At 39.9% G+C, this 15,172-nt stretch carries 11 protein-coding genes and 5 pseudogenes; 11 read left to right on the forward strand and 5 right to left on the reverse strand.

The window, feature by feature from the left end:
- Window positions 1-57 precede the first annotated feature (57 nt).
- Both MAE_RS04655 and MAE_RS28505 read left to right on the forward strand, forming a co-directional pair.
- The gene (locus tag MAE_RS04655; RefSeq protein ID WP_012264540.1) at window positions 58-396 is read left to right on the forward strand and encodes a hypothetical protein; all 339 of its coding nucleotides are present in this window, start codon (window positions 58-60) and stop codon (window positions 394-396) included.
- A 154-nt stretch (window positions 397-550) separates the two neighbouring features.
- Window positions 551-1,500: pseudogene (locus MAE_RS28505) on the forward strand (IS630-like element ISMae26 family transposase).
- Between the two features lie 146 nt (window positions 1,501-1,646).
- Here MAE_RS28505 and MAE_RS04670 read toward each other — a convergent pair.
- The 3 genes and pseudogenes from MAE_RS04670 to MAE_RS04680 form a co-directional block, all read right to left on the reverse strand.
- Window positions 1,647-1,862 (reverse strand): annotated as a pseudogene (locus MAE_RS04670) (transposase); the annotation flags it as partial.
- 242 nt (window positions 1,863-2,104) lie between these two features.
- Window positions 2,105-3,763, reverse strand: coding sequence for an IS1634 family transposase (locus MAE_RS04675; RefSeq protein WP_012264542.1), 1,659 nt, complete (start codon window positions 3,761-3,763; stop codon window positions 2,105-2,107).
- 170 nt (window positions 3,764-3,933) lie between these two features.
- Window positions 3,934-5,211 (reverse strand): annotated as a pseudogene (locus MAE_RS04680) (IS1380-like element ISMae9 family transposase); the annotation flags it as partial.
- A 261-nt stretch (window positions 5,212-5,472) separates the two neighbouring features.
- On the opposite strand from MAE_RS04680, the gene MAE_RS04685 reads away from it, so the two are divergent.
- The 6 genes and pseudogenes from MAE_RS04685 to MAE_RS04710 all read left to right on the forward strand — a co-directional run.
- Complete coding sequence (locus tag MAE_RS04685; protein ID WP_012264544.1) at window positions 5,473-6,030, forward strand: type I restriction enzyme subunit R domain-containing protein; 558 nt, start codon at window positions 5,473-5,475, stop codon at window positions 6,028-6,030.
- 162 nt (window positions 6,031-6,192) lie between these two features.
- A pseudogene (locus MAE_RS28510) lies at window positions 6,193-6,943 on the forward strand (IS1 family transposase).
- Window positions 6,944-7,020: 77 nt separating this feature from the next.
- Window positions 7,021-7,650: a type I restriction enzyme endonuclease domain-containing protein gene (locus MAE_RS04700; protein ID WP_041803811.1), complete on the forward strand. Its 630-nt coding sequence runs from the start codon at window positions 7,021-7,023 to the stop codon at window positions 7,648-7,650.
- Between the two features lie 24 nt (window positions 7,651-7,674).
- Window positions 7,675-7,824 (forward strand): hypothetical protein, encoded by a 150-nt coding sequence (locus tag MAE_RS33150; protein ID WP_012263821.1) that lies wholly within the window; start codon window positions 7,675-7,677, stop codon window positions 7,822-7,824.
- A 101-nt stretch (window positions 7,825-7,925) separates the two neighbouring features.
- Entirely contained in the window at window positions 7,926-9,161 is a 1,236-nt protein-coding gene (locus MAE_RS04705; RefSeq protein WP_080506937.1) for an IS701 family transposase, read from the forward strand.
- 18 nt (window positions 9,162-9,179) lie between these two features.
- A pseudogene (locus MAE_RS04710) lies at window positions 9,180-9,371 on the forward strand (IS701 family transposase); the annotation flags it as partial.
- A gap of 130 nt (window positions 9,372-9,501) precedes the next feature.
- Here the strand turns inward: MAE_RS04710 and MAE_RS04715 are convergent.
- Complete coding sequence (locus tag MAE_RS04715) at window positions 9,502-10,500, reverse strand: IS630-like element ISMae24 family transposase (RefSeq protein ID WP_012264550.1); 999 nt, start codon at window positions 10,498-10,500, stop codon at window positions 9,502-9,504.
- A 67-nt stretch (window positions 10,501-10,567) separates the two neighbouring features.
- Between MAE_RS04715 and MAE_RS04720 the strand changes: the two genes are divergently transcribed.
- Both MAE_RS04720 and MAE_RS04725 read left to right on the forward strand, forming a co-directional pair.
- A complete protein-coding gene (locus tag MAE_RS04720) occupies window positions 10,568-10,858 on the forward strand; it encodes a hypothetical protein (RefSeq protein WP_041803813.1) in 291 nt (96 codons plus the stop codon).
- 324 nt (window positions 10,859-11,182) lie between these two features.
- Window positions 11,183-12,592, forward strand: coding sequence for an IS4 family transposase (locus MAE_RS04725; RefSeq protein WP_012263965.1), 1,410 nt, complete (start codon window positions 11,183-11,185; stop codon window positions 12,590-12,592).
- Between the two features lie 443 nt (window positions 12,593-13,035).
- Here the strand turns inward: MAE_RS04725 and MAE_RS04730 are convergent, their stop codons facing one another.
- Window positions 13,036-14,520, reverse strand: coding sequence for an IS1380-like element ISMae9 family transposase (locus tag MAE_RS04730; protein ID WP_012264553.1), 1,485 nt, complete (start codon window positions 14,518-14,520; stop codon window positions 13,036-13,038).
- 239 nt (window positions 14,521-14,759) lie between these two features.
- Here MAE_RS04730 and MAE_RS04735 point away from each other — a divergent pair, with 239 nt between their 5' ends.
- A complete protein-coding gene (locus MAE_RS04735) occupies window positions 14,760-15,146 on the forward strand; it encodes a hypothetical protein (RefSeq protein ID WP_231859721.1) in 387 nt (128 codons plus the stop codon).
- Window positions 15,147-15,172: the final 26 nt, after the last annotated feature.

Raw genomic sequence — 15,172 nt, forward strand, 5'->3', positions numbered from 1 at the left:
CATCCTAACAGAAATAAGTTATCTAAATTAAGTCCAAAAGCTGACTATTTCTCAGAAATGGTAATTTATTTATCATTGCTTGTTCTATCAGAAAATCCCAACTATTGGCAACAAATACAACCAGAGGAAAGACTACTATTTTCCGAAAAAGACCTAATTAAACCTAATTCATCCAAGATTTTTAAAGAACTTAAAAATCTTTCTCCTGAGATTGTGTATTTTACCCAAGAATTAGAGAAATTTTGTCAACAATCAAATATTGAAAACCTACAACCTCTTGAAAATTTAGTCAACAATTACACAGGAGCTAAATGGAGTTTTGTGCCTCCTACTAACCCTATTCCAATCGTTACTTCACCTGTTCCTGTAGTTAATCCCGCATTTCTCACAAACTGAATTAAGAACCTAATTTGGAGGTTAAAAGTTGGTGTTTTTCAAAAATAAGAGAAACCCGCTTAGTTATCAAGGAATAATCTGAATATAGCAATTCTTGGAGCTATGAGGTACAATAGAAAGTAAATAGACAAATAATAGAACTTACCAGCTTCCTATGAGACCCTATTCCGTAGATTTTCGCCAAAAAATTATCGATGTCTGGAAGAAAGAAAAAATTTCCATTCGAGGACTAGCCCAGAGATTTGACGTGGCTAAAAGCTTTATTCAGAAGTTATTGAAGCAACATAAAGAAACAGGAGATATCCGTCCTCGTCCGCAAGGGGGAAGTCCGCCAACCAAGTTAAATAGTGAACAACTGATAATTTTAATAGAAATCATCGAAGCTAACAATGATGCAACTCTCGAAGAATTATCGGACTTACTGTATGAAAAGACACAGGTGAAAGTCAGTAGAGCCACCCTGGGGCGGCTTACGCAAAAACTCAATTACAGTTTCAAAAAAAAACACTACACGCGGCGGAAAAAGAAAGTGACAGGGTACAGCAAAAAAGAGTGGAATACTGGTCAGAAGTTCGGGAAATTGAGGCATCAAAACTAATTTTCATCGATGAATCGGGGGTAAATTTAGCCCTTTTGAGACTCTATGCTAGAGCCTTAATTGGCCGAAGAGCTCGGGGAAGAAAACCACAAAAAAGAGGGAGAAATATTTCAATAATTAGTGCTATAAGCTGAGAAAAAGTTGTCGCATCAGTCAACATATACGGTGCAGTGGATGCGGTAACATTTGAAGGATTTATTCTAAAGGAAGTGCTGCCAAAAATTAAAGAAGGAGACTGTCTGATCATGGATAACGCCAAGATTCATCTCGGAGAAATGGTCAGAGAAATAATCGAACAAGAAAAAGCTAGACTCATCTATTTACCTCCTTATTCTCCCGAATTCTCTCCTATTGAAAACTTTTGGTCAAAAGTGAAAGCGACGTTAAGAAAACTGAAGGCGAGAACTTACAAAGACTTAATAGAAGGGATTGAATTGGCTATGTTAGAAGTTACTCAAAAAGATATTCGCAATTGGTTTACTCACTGTTGCTACTGTACCTCATAAGTCAGAGAATTGCTATAAACTAATCAAAAAATTCCTGAATTACTGGAAAAATTCCGTCAATTAGGGAAAATGTTCACGACAAAGTTAGCTGAATTTATAAGCAGCCATTTTTAAGACTATTTAATGATCTTTGAAAACTCTTCAACTTATCCAGTTCCCGCTATCGCTTGAATTCTAGAGTAAGCTATCGCTAAAATATCTTGATAGGGACAAGAACTGGCAATTGCGATTAAAATTCTTCTGACACTAACAGTAATTCTAGCTCCTAATTTAAGGAAATTAAGGCGAATTGTTCCCACTGTCGCTTTGGCAAAAGAAGTTTTAGCCAAACAATTTTGACGAAAAGCTTGCATTAAAACCCACATTCCGCACCCTAAGTGTCACAACGTCTCAAAAGAGGAAGGGGCGCGAGTCAAAATACTTATCTAGAGGAGTGAGTTGGCGGCAAGCTGCCGGCAACTAAGCCGAAAATTTCAGAGTTCCCCCGGTCATTCTCAATAAACAGTGCTTGTTGAGAATGACTAGGCAATCAGACTTAACATCTAGGGGGAGATGTTCCAGTTGCTCGCTTTGTTTTGTCACCCCTTGAAGTCAATCCATCTGGTCAAGATAAGAGATAATATTCCTGGCAAGGTTTGGGAAAAAATCTCAAAATGTTGCGCCTCTCATCCGTTAAGTTGCTAATCTTTTGATTGTCTTGAATACGGACGAGATGAATCCCTTGAAAGCACTGAAATATCCAGCGTAACGTCGGTCGGTCAGTTAACTTACCCAACGGATTTTTCAGTCCCGTCTCCTGCTGTTTTAAACTTAAACGAAGTTGTCTTTGACCAATAGTATAAACCAGCAGGCACAAGCCCATGAGCATGGCCATGACCTCGATTCTATGGGGAGATTTGAGAAAGACACTGTGGGCAAAAAAGCAGGGGTCTTTGAGAAAAGAAAATCCTCTTTCCGGAGCTTGTTGCCCTTTATATTTTTTGAGTATATCCTCACTGCTTAATCGTTGTTTCTCCAAATCGTTAGTTGCTAAAACGAATCGTCCTGCTCGTTTCTTTAGCCTCTCAATGGCGGTCAAATTCAACTCTAATTCGGCTTGAACTTGATAGCTTTGAGAGGGTAAATCGTCTTTTGATTTGAGTTTTGACCCCTGGGACTCAGGCGGAATGAGATTGACTTTAATCTCCGTTAACTGATGAGATTTTAAGGAGTCAGATAATCCTTTGGCTATCGCCAACGCCACCGCTCTATTCTCAAATTCTCTTCGGGATAGTTGCCGGATTTTTTCTTGGGCAGAATTCTTTTCCTGCTCGATTTTTTTCTCTAATTTTTTCAAGTCTGATTCTTGTCTAGCTTGACTTTCAACTAGCAACCATCTTTGTTCTATCCCCCCATAGTTAGAGATGGTTTCCCGCCAGGAATAACCCGGTATTTCTGAATCGGTTAACTCTTTTTCTGAGATGCTATCAACCAACTCTTGAGCCTCTTTAATGCTTAATGGTACTCGAGACAACCAACGCATTTCTTTCATTAGTTTTAAATTCTCTTTGCTATAGAGGGCGCTATCGCCGACTATTAAACTGTCAAAGTCAACTTGTTTTTTAAATTCTCGGGCGATTTGACCAAAAACCGCTTTGTCCGCTTCATTTCCGTCCCCTACTTTCAGGAATAAAGGTACATCTCCATCCCCACTTACGATTAAGTCAATCATAAATTGTTTTAAGTCAGGTCTTCGGTCGCGGGAGTATCCGTAGGTAATTTTTATTGGCTGTTGTCTGGTTTCAATTTCTTCTCCCACTGCTCCTGATTTCAGGATTTCTACTGTTGGGTATTCCTTGTTATATTCTCCTTCTACTGATAGAGAAGTCGAATCTAAATGGGAGTTCTCGGTTGCTACACCAAATTTTTTCACGGCCGCTAAACTAATCAGTAGGAAAATGACCGAAACATTAAGTTGATAAAGTTTGTCCATTACTCGACCAATTTTATCATCATTCAGGTGTTTTGGTTCGATGCCCTCTCCCAGCAGATGTTCGGTTGCTTTATCTTCAAAAAATTGAGGAAATAAATACAAGGCTCGGGAGACAAATCCCAATCCATTCAGGATAATTGCTTTCACGACTTGCCCAGCTGTGACAATTTCTCCTCGCTCAATTGAGACTTGTTCGTTGATAATTTCAACGATTCCTATTTCATCGATAATTCCGGCTACTAATCCCAGATGGTCTAGATTTTTGACTTCAATTTCTGTTGATTGATTCATGGTCGAACAGTCCACTCGCCTCAGTTTTCCAACAATTCCTATTTTTTCATAATTAGGGGTCTCAAGACCCCCCTAGCGGCCACCGAGAAAACCTTCACCAGCTAGGTATTTTTACTCAAGTCTCTGGAGGGGGACAGCTTATGTGACAGTTGAGGGTGCGGAATGTGGGTTAAAACATAAGCCATTGATGACAACCAAAGTCTTAATTGATTACTCTCAAATGTCTGTGTCGAATTCCGGTCAGCAAATAAGTCTAATTGTTGCTCTTTAATTCGATTTGACCTCTCACCTCTGGGGCAATATTTTTCAGTGTAAAGTTTAGATGGGGGAATCTTTGATGCAGGTAAAGAAGTCACAACGTGGCGAATTTTTACGCCCTCACTACCAGGACAAACTTTTGTCACCACTCTTCTTGAACGGCTCCAGGATTTTTGGGTTTGATAACATAGGGAACGATACCAAGTCGATTCTGGTACCAATTTCGCCAATTCTCCTAACTCTTCATCGGGAGAAAATAACGTCTCCATTAATTCAGTAACTGGCTGAAGTCTTTGCTCGTAATCTGCCTTAGCTTTCTCAATTACATCGGTCGCTCGTAATTTTAATTGACTATTCGTTGCCATTGCTAAAACATAATCAACTCCTGCTTGACTTTCGCAAAATTTCATGATATCTTCACGGGAATAGGCACTATCTCCTCGTACTAATATCTGCGTATCTGACCATTTTTCTCGAATTATACCGATTATTCGCTGCAATTCTTCTAATGCTCCCCCAGCAGTATCTACATGAGAAGACCGGAGTTTAGCTACTAATAAATGATGCTCACAGAAAATATACAAAGGAGCATAACACACTCCTTTATAATAAGTATTGAAAAACGCTCCCTCTTGATTTCCATGCACTTGGTCATCGGTGACATCCATGTCTAAAATAATTGGTTTCGGTGGCTTTTTGTAGGATTCTAGAAAGATGTCCACAAAAGCTTTTTCAATTTCTTTGGGGTTAGGCTCGATTTTATGGTAACGACTGTTCTCTTGATTGATGACTGTTTCCGGACAATATTCTAGTCGATTAATTGTACTTTTTCCCGCTAAATTTGCTTGGGCTGAGTCAATAAAATTTAGTTTTTTCAATGCTATTGCTAAAGCTGGAGCATGACGTAATTTATCATGATCATTGACATCCTCATATCCCAAAAATATCCCATAAACTCTTTGTGCGAGTAGTTCATGAACTGAATAATCTAGATATGATGAATTTCGATAATCTCGAAAACATTCGGCAAACCGAGCCGTTATTTTTAGCTTTTGGTCTAACTCTGCCATCAAAATAATTCCTGCATCTGAGGTGATTTTTCCTCCCTCAAAATTAGCGATTACTTGTCTTCCATTGAGGTTTCCAAAATTTAATTGATTGAGTCGAGACTGGTCTGAACTAGGAGTCATAAACTTGACATACTTTAAATAGTTTTAATGATTAAATTATAGCAAGCTTTTGACTTCATTCTCTACTTAAAATTGAGACTTTATCAACTAATTAACCTAAAAATACGCATTTTAAATTTGTTCTTTTTTCAAGGTCTAATTGATGATGAGCTTAAGTTGAATCCTAACAACACACTGTCGTTTTTGCTACAAGGCGATCACCCAGTCAAAACCCAGATTTTGTAAGGCTTCGGGGGTTGGTGATCGTACTTTTTGTGAGAAATGCGGGGTTACTGGAGCGAAAAAATCCAACAACTGAAAAAAGACCTCAAAAAAATTACCGATGACCAAGAGGAAAACTATCGTCAGCGTCAGATTCAATGGATGGAAGCAACGCTAACGGCCGTGATCGTCAGCGAGGAACAGGGAGAGATCGACAAATTCCAGAAACACGGGTTAGATATTACCAGCCATCGCAGTGTGATCAAAAACGGCTTTCAACTGGCGGACGGTAAAAGGATCAGCCCAGAAAATGCCTTTAAACAAGCCGATCACCCCTTTCGGATCGCCATCGTCTGCGCCATGTGGTTGACCGGTTTCGATGTTCCCTCCCTCTCCACCCTCTACCTCGATAAACCCCTGAAAGCTCATACGCTCATGCAAGTGATCGCTCGTGCTAACCGGGTTAACGAGGGCAAAACCAACGGTTTAATCGTGGATTACTGCGGAATCCTCAAAAATCTCCGTCAAGCTCTCGCCGATCTCGCCCAAATTTCCGATCAGGGACGTGGCGAAGACCATCTTAGTCTCGACCCCACGAAACCGCAAGAAAATTGGTAATGATTCGGTAGTAGTGGCGTAGCTCTCTTGCTTACCTGGTATGAATTGTGTAAAATATTTATTAATAAAAATAATTGGCTCGAATCAGTCTTTAAACCTCTAGCTTGATCATGACTTTTCTGATAAATATCTTTTTCTGGCTCCTGTCTGGCTTACTGAAATATCAGTCTAGCACCGAACAAAGTACCCCCTTCACCTCCGTTCCCCTGTCCTAATTGTGGTTCTCACCATACGATCAAGAATGGTTCTATTCATAATGGAAAACCCAAACGTCAAGGTAAAGAATGTGGTCGTCAGTTGGTGATCAATCCCACTAATAAAACCGTCTCTGACGAAACCAAACAATTAATTGATAAACTCTTGCTCGAACGAATTTCCTGACGAGGAATTGCTAGAGTAACAGGGGTAAGTTGGTCATGGTTACAAAATTATGTCAACAATAAACTGGCGGCTGTCCCCCGTCAAATAAAGGTTTCGGACAAACCAAAAGGTAAATTGGTTAGAGAATGTGATGAAATGTGGTCTTTTGTTTTTTCTAAGACGATAAAGGTCTATATTTGGCGGTTAATTGATAAAAATGCAAGGGAAATTATTGGTTGCTATGCGCGGAGATAGGAGTCGTCAATCAGCCAAAAAACTTTGGGCTAGTTTACCAGGTGTTTACCGACAATGTGCAGTTGCTTACACAGACTTTTGGGAGTCATATAAGACAGTAATTCCCAGTAAACGTCATCGACCAGTCGGGAAAGAAACTGGTCAAACTAATCCTATTGAAAGATTAAATAATACCTTTCGACAAAGGATTTCTCGGTTGGTGAGAGAGAGTCTATCTTTCTCTAAAAAAATGGAGAATCACGTTGGGGCTGTTTGGTATTTTATCCATGACTACAATGCACACCTGGCAAAGGATTAAGCCGCCATCACTACTACAGAATCACCACCAGAAAATTTACTGGATGAATTGGCCCGATCGAGGCAGTTAAAGAATTTTTGGGGGAAAGTAACGCATCCCTAGACGCGCTCCTCGAATATAAAATACCTAGTTTTGCCTTCAATAAAGCTATTAACGACGCGAAGGAAGCGATCAATCGAAGTGATCAGGCCCGACAAAATTTTGGACTCCTCTCTCAAGAGGTCTTCCATCTTTTTAAGGCCTGTCTTAATCAGCCATCGGTTAATCACTACCGTCCGGCTCACGACACGATTAAACTGATCTATAAATGCATTCAAGGTGATCGGGAGAAAATAGACATCGCGGAAATTCTCTTGGAAATGCGATCGGTAATCGACGGGGCGATCGATGTAACCACCGAAGCGAGGGCCGATGATACCCCACTGTACGACATCAGTAAAATCAACTTCGAGCGTCTGAAACAGGAATTCGCCAATAGCGATCGTAAGAATACCACCGTCCAAACTCTCAAAAACGCCATCGAAAACCGTCTCCGAACAATGCTCGAGCAGAATCTGCAACGGACGAACTTTCAAGAGCATTACGAGCAGATCATCGCTGATTATAATTTCGAGAAGGATCGGGTGGCGATCGAACAGACCTTCGAGGCCTTATTGGGACTTAAACGCCAAATAAAGATCAAATCGAGTATAATCGTTAAAGAGTAAGCACTTTACGTTGAAAGATCAGCGATGAAAGAGACAACCCCAGCCGCAATGCCCCCATGCTTTGACCGATGGTGTCGGCGGTTTGACAATTGCTTCAAAAACGAAGCGCAAAAAAACGGCTTCAGACAATATTTAGGGTCTGCTGAAAAAGTTTTTCCTAGGGGCAGGGTGTAGGGTGTGGGGTGTGGGGTGTGGGGTTTTACCGATTTTGAGGGGGTCAATTACCTAATTTTCAGGGAAAAAGTCCCTGAATTTACCCCTGATCACTCCCATATCTGGTACTTTTTGAGGGGAAAAAAGTCCAAAAGTCTTATCCAACAAGGTTTTTAGATTTATTCAGCCAGCCCTATTTAGGAGGATTATTAGGGGAAAGTGAGAGGAAAAACCTCACTCAAATGGCCAATAATGCCGTCGGAGTAGTTTATAACCGATTACATCACTTTTTGACCGAATCTCCTTGGTCAGACCGTCAGGTGAATGAATGTCGGTTGCAAGTGATGAACCAATGCCGCCAGACGCAAATCCCCCGAGGATTTTCCCTGATTGTCGATGACTCAGGACATCGAAAAAGTGGCAATCTGACCGCCGGAGTTGGCAGGCAGTACCTAGGAGAAATTGGCAAGACAGACAACGGAATAGTCGCCGTCACTACCCATCTCTACGACGGCAAAAAAAGTGTACCCCTAGACATTGAAATTTATCAACCGGCTAGTTCCTTAGCCGAGGGGAAAGAAGACAAAGAATTTAAGAAGAAACCGGAGATAGCGATAGATTTAATTGACCGGAGCTTAACCAGAGGCTATCGACCGAAAATCGTCTTAATAGATGCTGGTTATGGCAACAACACAAATTTTCTCAAAGCCCTGGAAGAAAGAAAGCTAAAATACTTAGGAGGATTGGCAAAAAATCGAAAAGTAATTATTGAAAAAGAAGGGGGTGTGGAAGAAACAATCCAGCTTGAGCAACTAGCAAAAAGCCTATCAGAAAAGGATTGGGAGAAAATCACCCTAAATCTAGATAAAGAAAAAACGGTTTGGGTAGCGGTATTCAGAGCGAAAATATCTCAACTAGAAGGAGAAAGGAACTTGGCGATCGTCATGAATGCAAGTTCAATGGAAAAAGCCACAGAGGTGGACTATTTCATCACCAATGTAGTTGAGGCAGATACAGTAACAGCGTCGTGGATAGTCAAGACTTACACCGAAAGAAATTGGGTGGAAGTATTCTACCGAGAAGCCAAAGGATGGTTAGGGTTAAGGGAATACCAAGTCAGGGATAAACGAAGCTTACTTCGTCATTTTATCCTGGTGTTTTGTGCCTATACATTTATCCTGTGGCATAAGTTAACTGGGGGATTGCAAAGGCAGTGGGCGAATCGACCTTTAAACACTTTTGTGGAAGCCTTGGAAGCTTTTCGGACAGCGATGTCTTTCCGTTTCTTTGAGTGGCTGACCGAGAATCGGGATGTGTTTGCCGCTTACAAAGCCAGTTTAGGCTTTGTTTGGGCTTGAAATTTGTTTAAGTCCCACTATACATTTATCCTGTGGCATCAGTTAACTGGGGGATTGCAAAGGCAGTGGGCGAATCGACCTTTAAACACTTTTGTGGAAGCCTTGGAAGCTTTTCGGACAGCGATGTCTTTCCGTTTCTTTGAGTGGCTGACCGAGAATCGGGATGTCTTTGCCGCTTACAAAGCCAGTTTAGGCTTTGTTTGGGCTTGAAATTTGTTTAAGTCCCATTATTAGAATTTATTCAGGAACTCGATCAAGAGTCCCAACGGGCGGTTAGCGAGGGATTAGACGAGGAATCCCTCGCCCTGTTCGACCTTTTAACCAAAGAGAATCTAAGTACCTAGGCAAAATTAATTACATACTCGCCTCCAAAATTGTCCAGCACTTTTTTAACGTAAGCGAGGAGGCTCTTTCGGTCTTTATAGGCGCTAAATTCAATCCATTCATATTTTAAAAATCTCCATAATATTTCAATTAAATTTAAATGAGGTGAATAAGTGGGCAACCAAAATATTTTCAAGTTTTTCTTTTCCCATTCCTCAAGTTTCTCCATAAATGCCTCGCTGGTATGAATGGAAGCTTGGTCAATTATTATGACAGTTTTTTTCTGTATATTTTGGCAATATTTATCCAGAAAATTAATAACTATCTCGCTAGTAAACGTTCCGACCTGTGTCTCATAAAATAATTGATTATCTCGTTTCATTATTCCTAAAATATTTAGTCTTTTACCTTCAATTGGTGGTAACTTTATCGTGGTTTTTTCTTCTTGCCAAGCCTCAGGAATACAAGGCTTTGAATCCCCTCCCATTTCATCCAAATATCCTATCTCAATCTCTCCTCTTTTTTCCTGTTTTTTTAGTTCTTCTAAAATAGGTAGTTTGACCTCAAGCTCCCACTCATCAGGGGTTTTGGCGACCCCTCTTCTCACCCTTTTCCACCTCATGTTGATTTTTTTTATGAGTCTTTTTATCGTGTCTTTGCTTACGGTTAATTTCCCTTCTTCTACAATTTTTATCTGGATTTTTTTTAAGCTTTTCGGTTCTTCTTTTACCCAGTCAATAACTTGTTGACCTTGGGCTTCTGTCAATTTAGGTTTTCTCCCTCTTCCTCGACGATTATAAAAACCAATTAGTTTTCTATCTTCCCAGGCCGTCAACCAATTATAGATGGTCTTTCTCGTAACTCCAAATATTCCGCTCAATTCTTCTATCGTGGTTCCCTGAAAACTTAAGAGTATACATTTCGCTCGCTCTCTTACTTGATGATGTTTACTAGCTCGATAAATTCTCTCTAGCATTTTCTGGCTCTCGGGGTTTAGGTCTCTAATCAATCTCATTGTATTTTCCTGCTGCTTCGTTTTTTTATGTATTATACTTCTTAATTTTTTATTTGGGTAATTAATTTTGCATGACTACTTATCACCGCAAGACATTGAAAAAATTAAACAGATCGCCACGCAGCTTTTGAAAACCCTAAAACAAGAGAAACTAAAGATCGATCGTTGGCTAGATAAAGAATCCAGTCGGGCGGAGGTTAAAACTACTATTCACAACTTTTTATACAGCGATGATACTGGTTTACCCGTCGATCTCTACACGGAAGAAGAAGTGGAAGAAAAAACGGAAGAAGTCTTCCGCCACATCCGGCGAGTTTATCCGAGTCTGCCTTCGCCTTATTACAGGTCGGCTGCCTAGATTCTGGACTGTCCATATTTCGCTTTTCCGAAGTTGCTGATTTTAGCTCTAATAATCATCACCGTTCCTAAATGGTTGCTCCGATTTTTTGTAGTAAAGTTATACTATTAAGGAAGCAAAGACGAAATTCTAAGTAGGTGGGTATTAAAAATTGTCAGACACCCCCATGATCAAGGAGGATCCCCCCGCCTATCGGCACCCCCCTTATCAAGCTATCCATTAGTCGGATCTTTCTTAACAAAAAGAGAAGAAACTTAAAAAAAGGGGAAACGATTGATAGGTATAGTTTTGAAAGAAGGAATTAAGGTGGAGGTAAGCAAAAAAATGGAGAAATGGGCAGCCCAAGAATTACAGTATGCAGACCTAGGGGACACCAGAAGAAAGAAAAGGTTAATCAGTATCGTGGAAAACTTGGCCAGTCAACCTAGTACAAGTGTGCCACAAGCTTCAGGAAATCTAGCCGCAGCGAGTGCCACCTACGACTTTTGGAATTCCCCCTATTTTCACCCCTCAGATATAATTGCCGCCCAGGCCAAAAGTACAGTAGAAAGAATCAAAGAACATCCAATAGTTTTGGCAGTGCAAGACACAACAAGTTTAGACTTTACGACGCAAAAAGCCAAAAAAGGCATGGGTTATCTAGATTATAAAAAATCCTTTGGTCTCAAAGTTCATACCACCTTAGGAGTGTCCCCAGTCGGAATACCTTTAGGACTGATTAATCAATATGTCTGGGCAAGAGAAGAAAAGAATTTAGGGATTGCCAAGCAACGCAAAAAAAGAGAAACCCAAGAAAAAGAAAGTCAAAGATGGTTAGATTCTTTGTCAGAAACACAACAACAGATACCCGAAGATATTCAAGTAGTAACAATCGGAGATTGTGAGGCAGACATATTTGATTTATTTGCCCAATCAAGAAGTCCTAACTCTCATTTATTAATTCGAGGAACTCATAACCGAAAAGTTAACTATCTCGAAGACAAGCAAAGGTCAGGGCATTCAGAGCCTAAATATTTACATCAATCCATCAGAGAAATAAAAGCCTGTGGGACCTTAGATGTGCAAGTAAAACGCAATCCTAATCACGAGGCTAGACTAGCTAAACTAACAGTTAGATTTGCCAGTTTTGAAATACAAGTACCTAGCCATCACTCCAAGGCGACCCCTCGTCAACCGGTCAAATTACAGGTAATTTTAGCTGAAGAAGAAAATCCGCATAGCGGAGTTAATCCTATCAGTTGGCTGCTCTTAACTAGCCTAGACATTAGTAGCTTTGAATCAGCGATAACCTGTGTGCGCTGGTATAGTTATCGCTGGTTAATAGAACGCTATCATTTTGTTTTAAAAAGTGGTTGTGGATTAGAAAAACTGCAATTAGAAACGGGTAGGAGAATTGAGATGGCCTTAGCTACCTATTCAATTGTAGCTTGGAGATTACTTTGGTTAACCTATCAAGCACGCTTACACGGAGAGGAGAGTTGTGAAAGTTTTTTGGAAGAACATGAATGGCAATCTTTGTGTGCCACTATTCATAAAAAGAGTCCGCCACCTGAAAAGCCGCCCTCCTTTCGAGAAGCGGTCAGAATGATTGCTTCTCTTGGGGGGTTTTTAGGTAGAAAAGGTGACGGTGAACCTGGTGTTAAAACTATTTGGTTGGGACTGCGAAGGTTACATGATATCAGCCAGACTTGGAAACTATCTCATCAAATTAGTCCCCCTATAGAACCCCCTTGAGCCATCTGGCACACTTTTCTCTTTTTGTCAAATTTTATGTTAAGAAAGATGTGACTAATGGATAGCTTATCAAGGGGGGCAGGGGGGATCAAAACCCCCCTTATCAAGGGGGGCAGGGGGGATCAAAACCCCCCTTATCAAGGGGGGCAGGGGGGATCAAGGACAAAATCTATCTTCAATTTAATTGAAACCACTTACTTAGGGTTAACCCGCATTTCTCACAAACTGAATTAAGAACCTAATTTGGAGGTTAAAAGTTGGTGTTTTTCAAAAATAAGAGAAACCCGCTTAGTTATCAAGGAATAATCTGACTAAACTAATCAAAAAATTCCTGAATTACTGGAAAAATTCCGTCAATTAGGGAAAATGTTCACGACAAAGTTAGCTGAATTTATAAGCAGCCATTTTTAAGACTATTTAATGATCTTTGAAAACTCTTCAACTTATCCAGTTCCCGCTATCGCTTGAATTCTAGAGTAAGCTATCGCTAAAATATCTTGATAGGGACAAGAACTGGCAATTGCGATTAAAATTCTTCTGACACTAACAGTAATTCTAGCTCCTAATTTAAGGAAATTAAGGCGAATTGTTCCCACTGTCGCTTTGGCAAAAGAAGTTTTAGCCAAACAATTTTGACGAAAAGCTTGCATTAAAACATAAGCCATTGATGACAACCAAAGTCTTAATTGATTACTCTCAAATGTCTGTGTCGAATTCCGGTCAGCAAATAAGTCTAATTGTTGCTCTTTAATTCGATTTGACCTCTCACCTCTGGGGCAATATTTTTCAGTGTAAAGTTTAGATGGGGGAATCTTTGATGCAGGTAAAGAAGTCACAACGTGGCGAATTTTTACGCCCTCACTACCAGGACAAACTTTTGTCACCACTCTTCTTGAACGGCTCCAGGATTTTTGGGTTTGATAACATAGGGAACGATACCAAGTCGATTCTGGTACCAATTTCGCCAATTCTCCTAACTCTTCATCGGGAGAAAATAACGTCTCCATTAATTCAGTAACTGGCTGAAGTCTTTGCTCGTAATCTGCCTTAGCTTTCTCAATTACATCGGTCGCTCGTAATTTTAATTGACTATTCGTTGCCATTGCTAAAACATAATCAACTCCTGCTTGACTTTCGCAAAATTTCATGATATCTTCACGGGAATAGGCACTATCTCCTCGTACTAATATCTGCGTATCTGACCATTTTTCTCGAATTATACTGATTATTCGCTGCAATTCTTCTAATGCTCCCCCAGCAGTATCTACATGAGAAGACCGGAGTTTAGCTACTAATAAATGATGCTCACAGAAAATATACAAAGGAGCATAACACACTCCTTTATAATAAGTATTGAAAAACGCTCCCTCTTGATTTCCATGCACTTGGTCATCGGTGACATCCATGTCTAAAATAATTGGTTTCGGTGGCTTTTTGTAGGATTCTAGAAAGATGTCCACAAAAGCTTTTTCAATTTCTTTGGGGTTAGGCTCGATTTTATGGTAACGACTGTTCTCTTGATTGATGACTGTTTCCAGACAATATTCTAGTCGATTAATTGTACTTTTTCCCGCTAAATTTGCTTGGGCTGAGTCAATAAAATTTAGTTTTTTCAATGCTATTGCTAAAGCTGGAGCATGACGTAATTTATCATGATCATTGACATCCTCATATCCCAAAACTATCCCATAAACTCTTTGTGCGAGTAGTTCATGAACTGAATAATCTAGATAGGATGAATTTCGATAATCTCGAAAACATTCGGCAAACCGAGCCGTTATTTTTAGCTTTTGGTCTAACTCTGCCATCAAAATAATTCCTGCATCTGAGGTGATTTTTCCTCCCTCAAAATTAGCGATTACTTGTCTTCCATTGAGGTTTCCAAAATTTAATTGATTGAGTCGAGACTGGTCTGAACTAGGAGTCATAAACTTGACATACTTTAAATAGTTTTAATGATTAAATTATAGCAAGCTTTTGACTTCATTCTCTACTTAAAATTGAGACTTTATCAACTAATTAACCTAAAAATACGCATTTTAAATTTGTTCTTTTTTCAAGGTCTAATTGATGATGAGCTTAAGTTGAATCCTAACAACACACTGTCGTTTTTGCTACAAGGCGATCACCCAGTCAAAACCCAGATTTTGTAAGGCTTCGGGGGTTGGTGATCGTACTTTTTGTGAGAAATGCGGGTAATTGGGGTTTTACATCTAATAATTCTACTCCATCCCCATACCCTCCTCCCTCAAGTCAAGGATGGACTTTCTCCCCTAACGGAGTTCAAAAGCCATCTCAAACCAGTCCAAAAAATACAACATCTTCAGATCCCTGGAAAAAACTTGAACCCAATTCATCAAGTGCTTGGGATAAATTTGACACGGGTAAAACACCACCTCCAACAGATTGGGATAAACTCACTCAAGAACCTCCAAAAGAAGCACCAGTACCTATCCCAGATGAAAACATTTGGGATAAATTTGATAATATTTGGAAGAAACTTACAACATCCGTATCATCTATTTGGAACAAAATTTTGAACTGGTTTAATTAGCTATCTGATTATTCTGTTCAGTTCTC

Origin of the sequence: Microcystis aeruginosa NIES-843 (assembly GCF_000010625.1) — a bacterium.
In the GTDB taxonomy this organism is placed as follows: Bacteria; Cyanobacteriota; Cyanobacteriia; order Cyanobacteriales; family Microcystaceae; genus Microcystis; species Microcystis aeruginosa.

What these genes read in the sequence shown, in the direction of transcription:
- MAE_RS04655 (WP_012264540.1), top strand. Translation starts at nt 58, where the DNA reads ATGGTAATTTATTTATCATTGCTTGTTCTATCAGAAAATCCCAACTAT.
- MAE_RS04675 (WP_012264542.1), bottom strand. Translation starts at nt 3,763, where the DNA reads ATGAATCAATCAACAGAAATTGAAGTCAAAAATCTAGACCATCTGGGA.
- MAE_RS04685 (WP_012264544.1), top strand. Translation starts at nt 5,473, where the DNA reads ATGCGGGGTTACTGGAGCGAAAAAATCCAACAACTGAAAAAAGACCTC.
- MAE_RS33150 (WP_012263821.1), top strand. Translation starts at nt 7,675, where the DNA reads ATGAAAGAGACAACCCCAGCCGCAATGCCCCCATGCTTTGACCGATGG.
- MAE_RS04715 (WP_012264550.1), bottom strand. Translation starts at nt 10,500, where the DNA reads ATGAGATTGATTAGAGACCTAAACCCCGAGAGCCAGAAAATGCTAGAG.
- MAE_RS04725 (WP_012263965.1), top strand. Translation starts at nt 11,183, where the DNA reads ATGGAGAAATGGGCAGCCCAAGAATTACAGTATGCAGACCTAGGGGAC.
- MAE_RS04730 (WP_012264553.1), bottom strand. Translation starts at nt 14,520, where the DNA reads ATGACTCCTAGTTCAGACCAGTCTCGACTCAATCAATTAAATTTTGGA.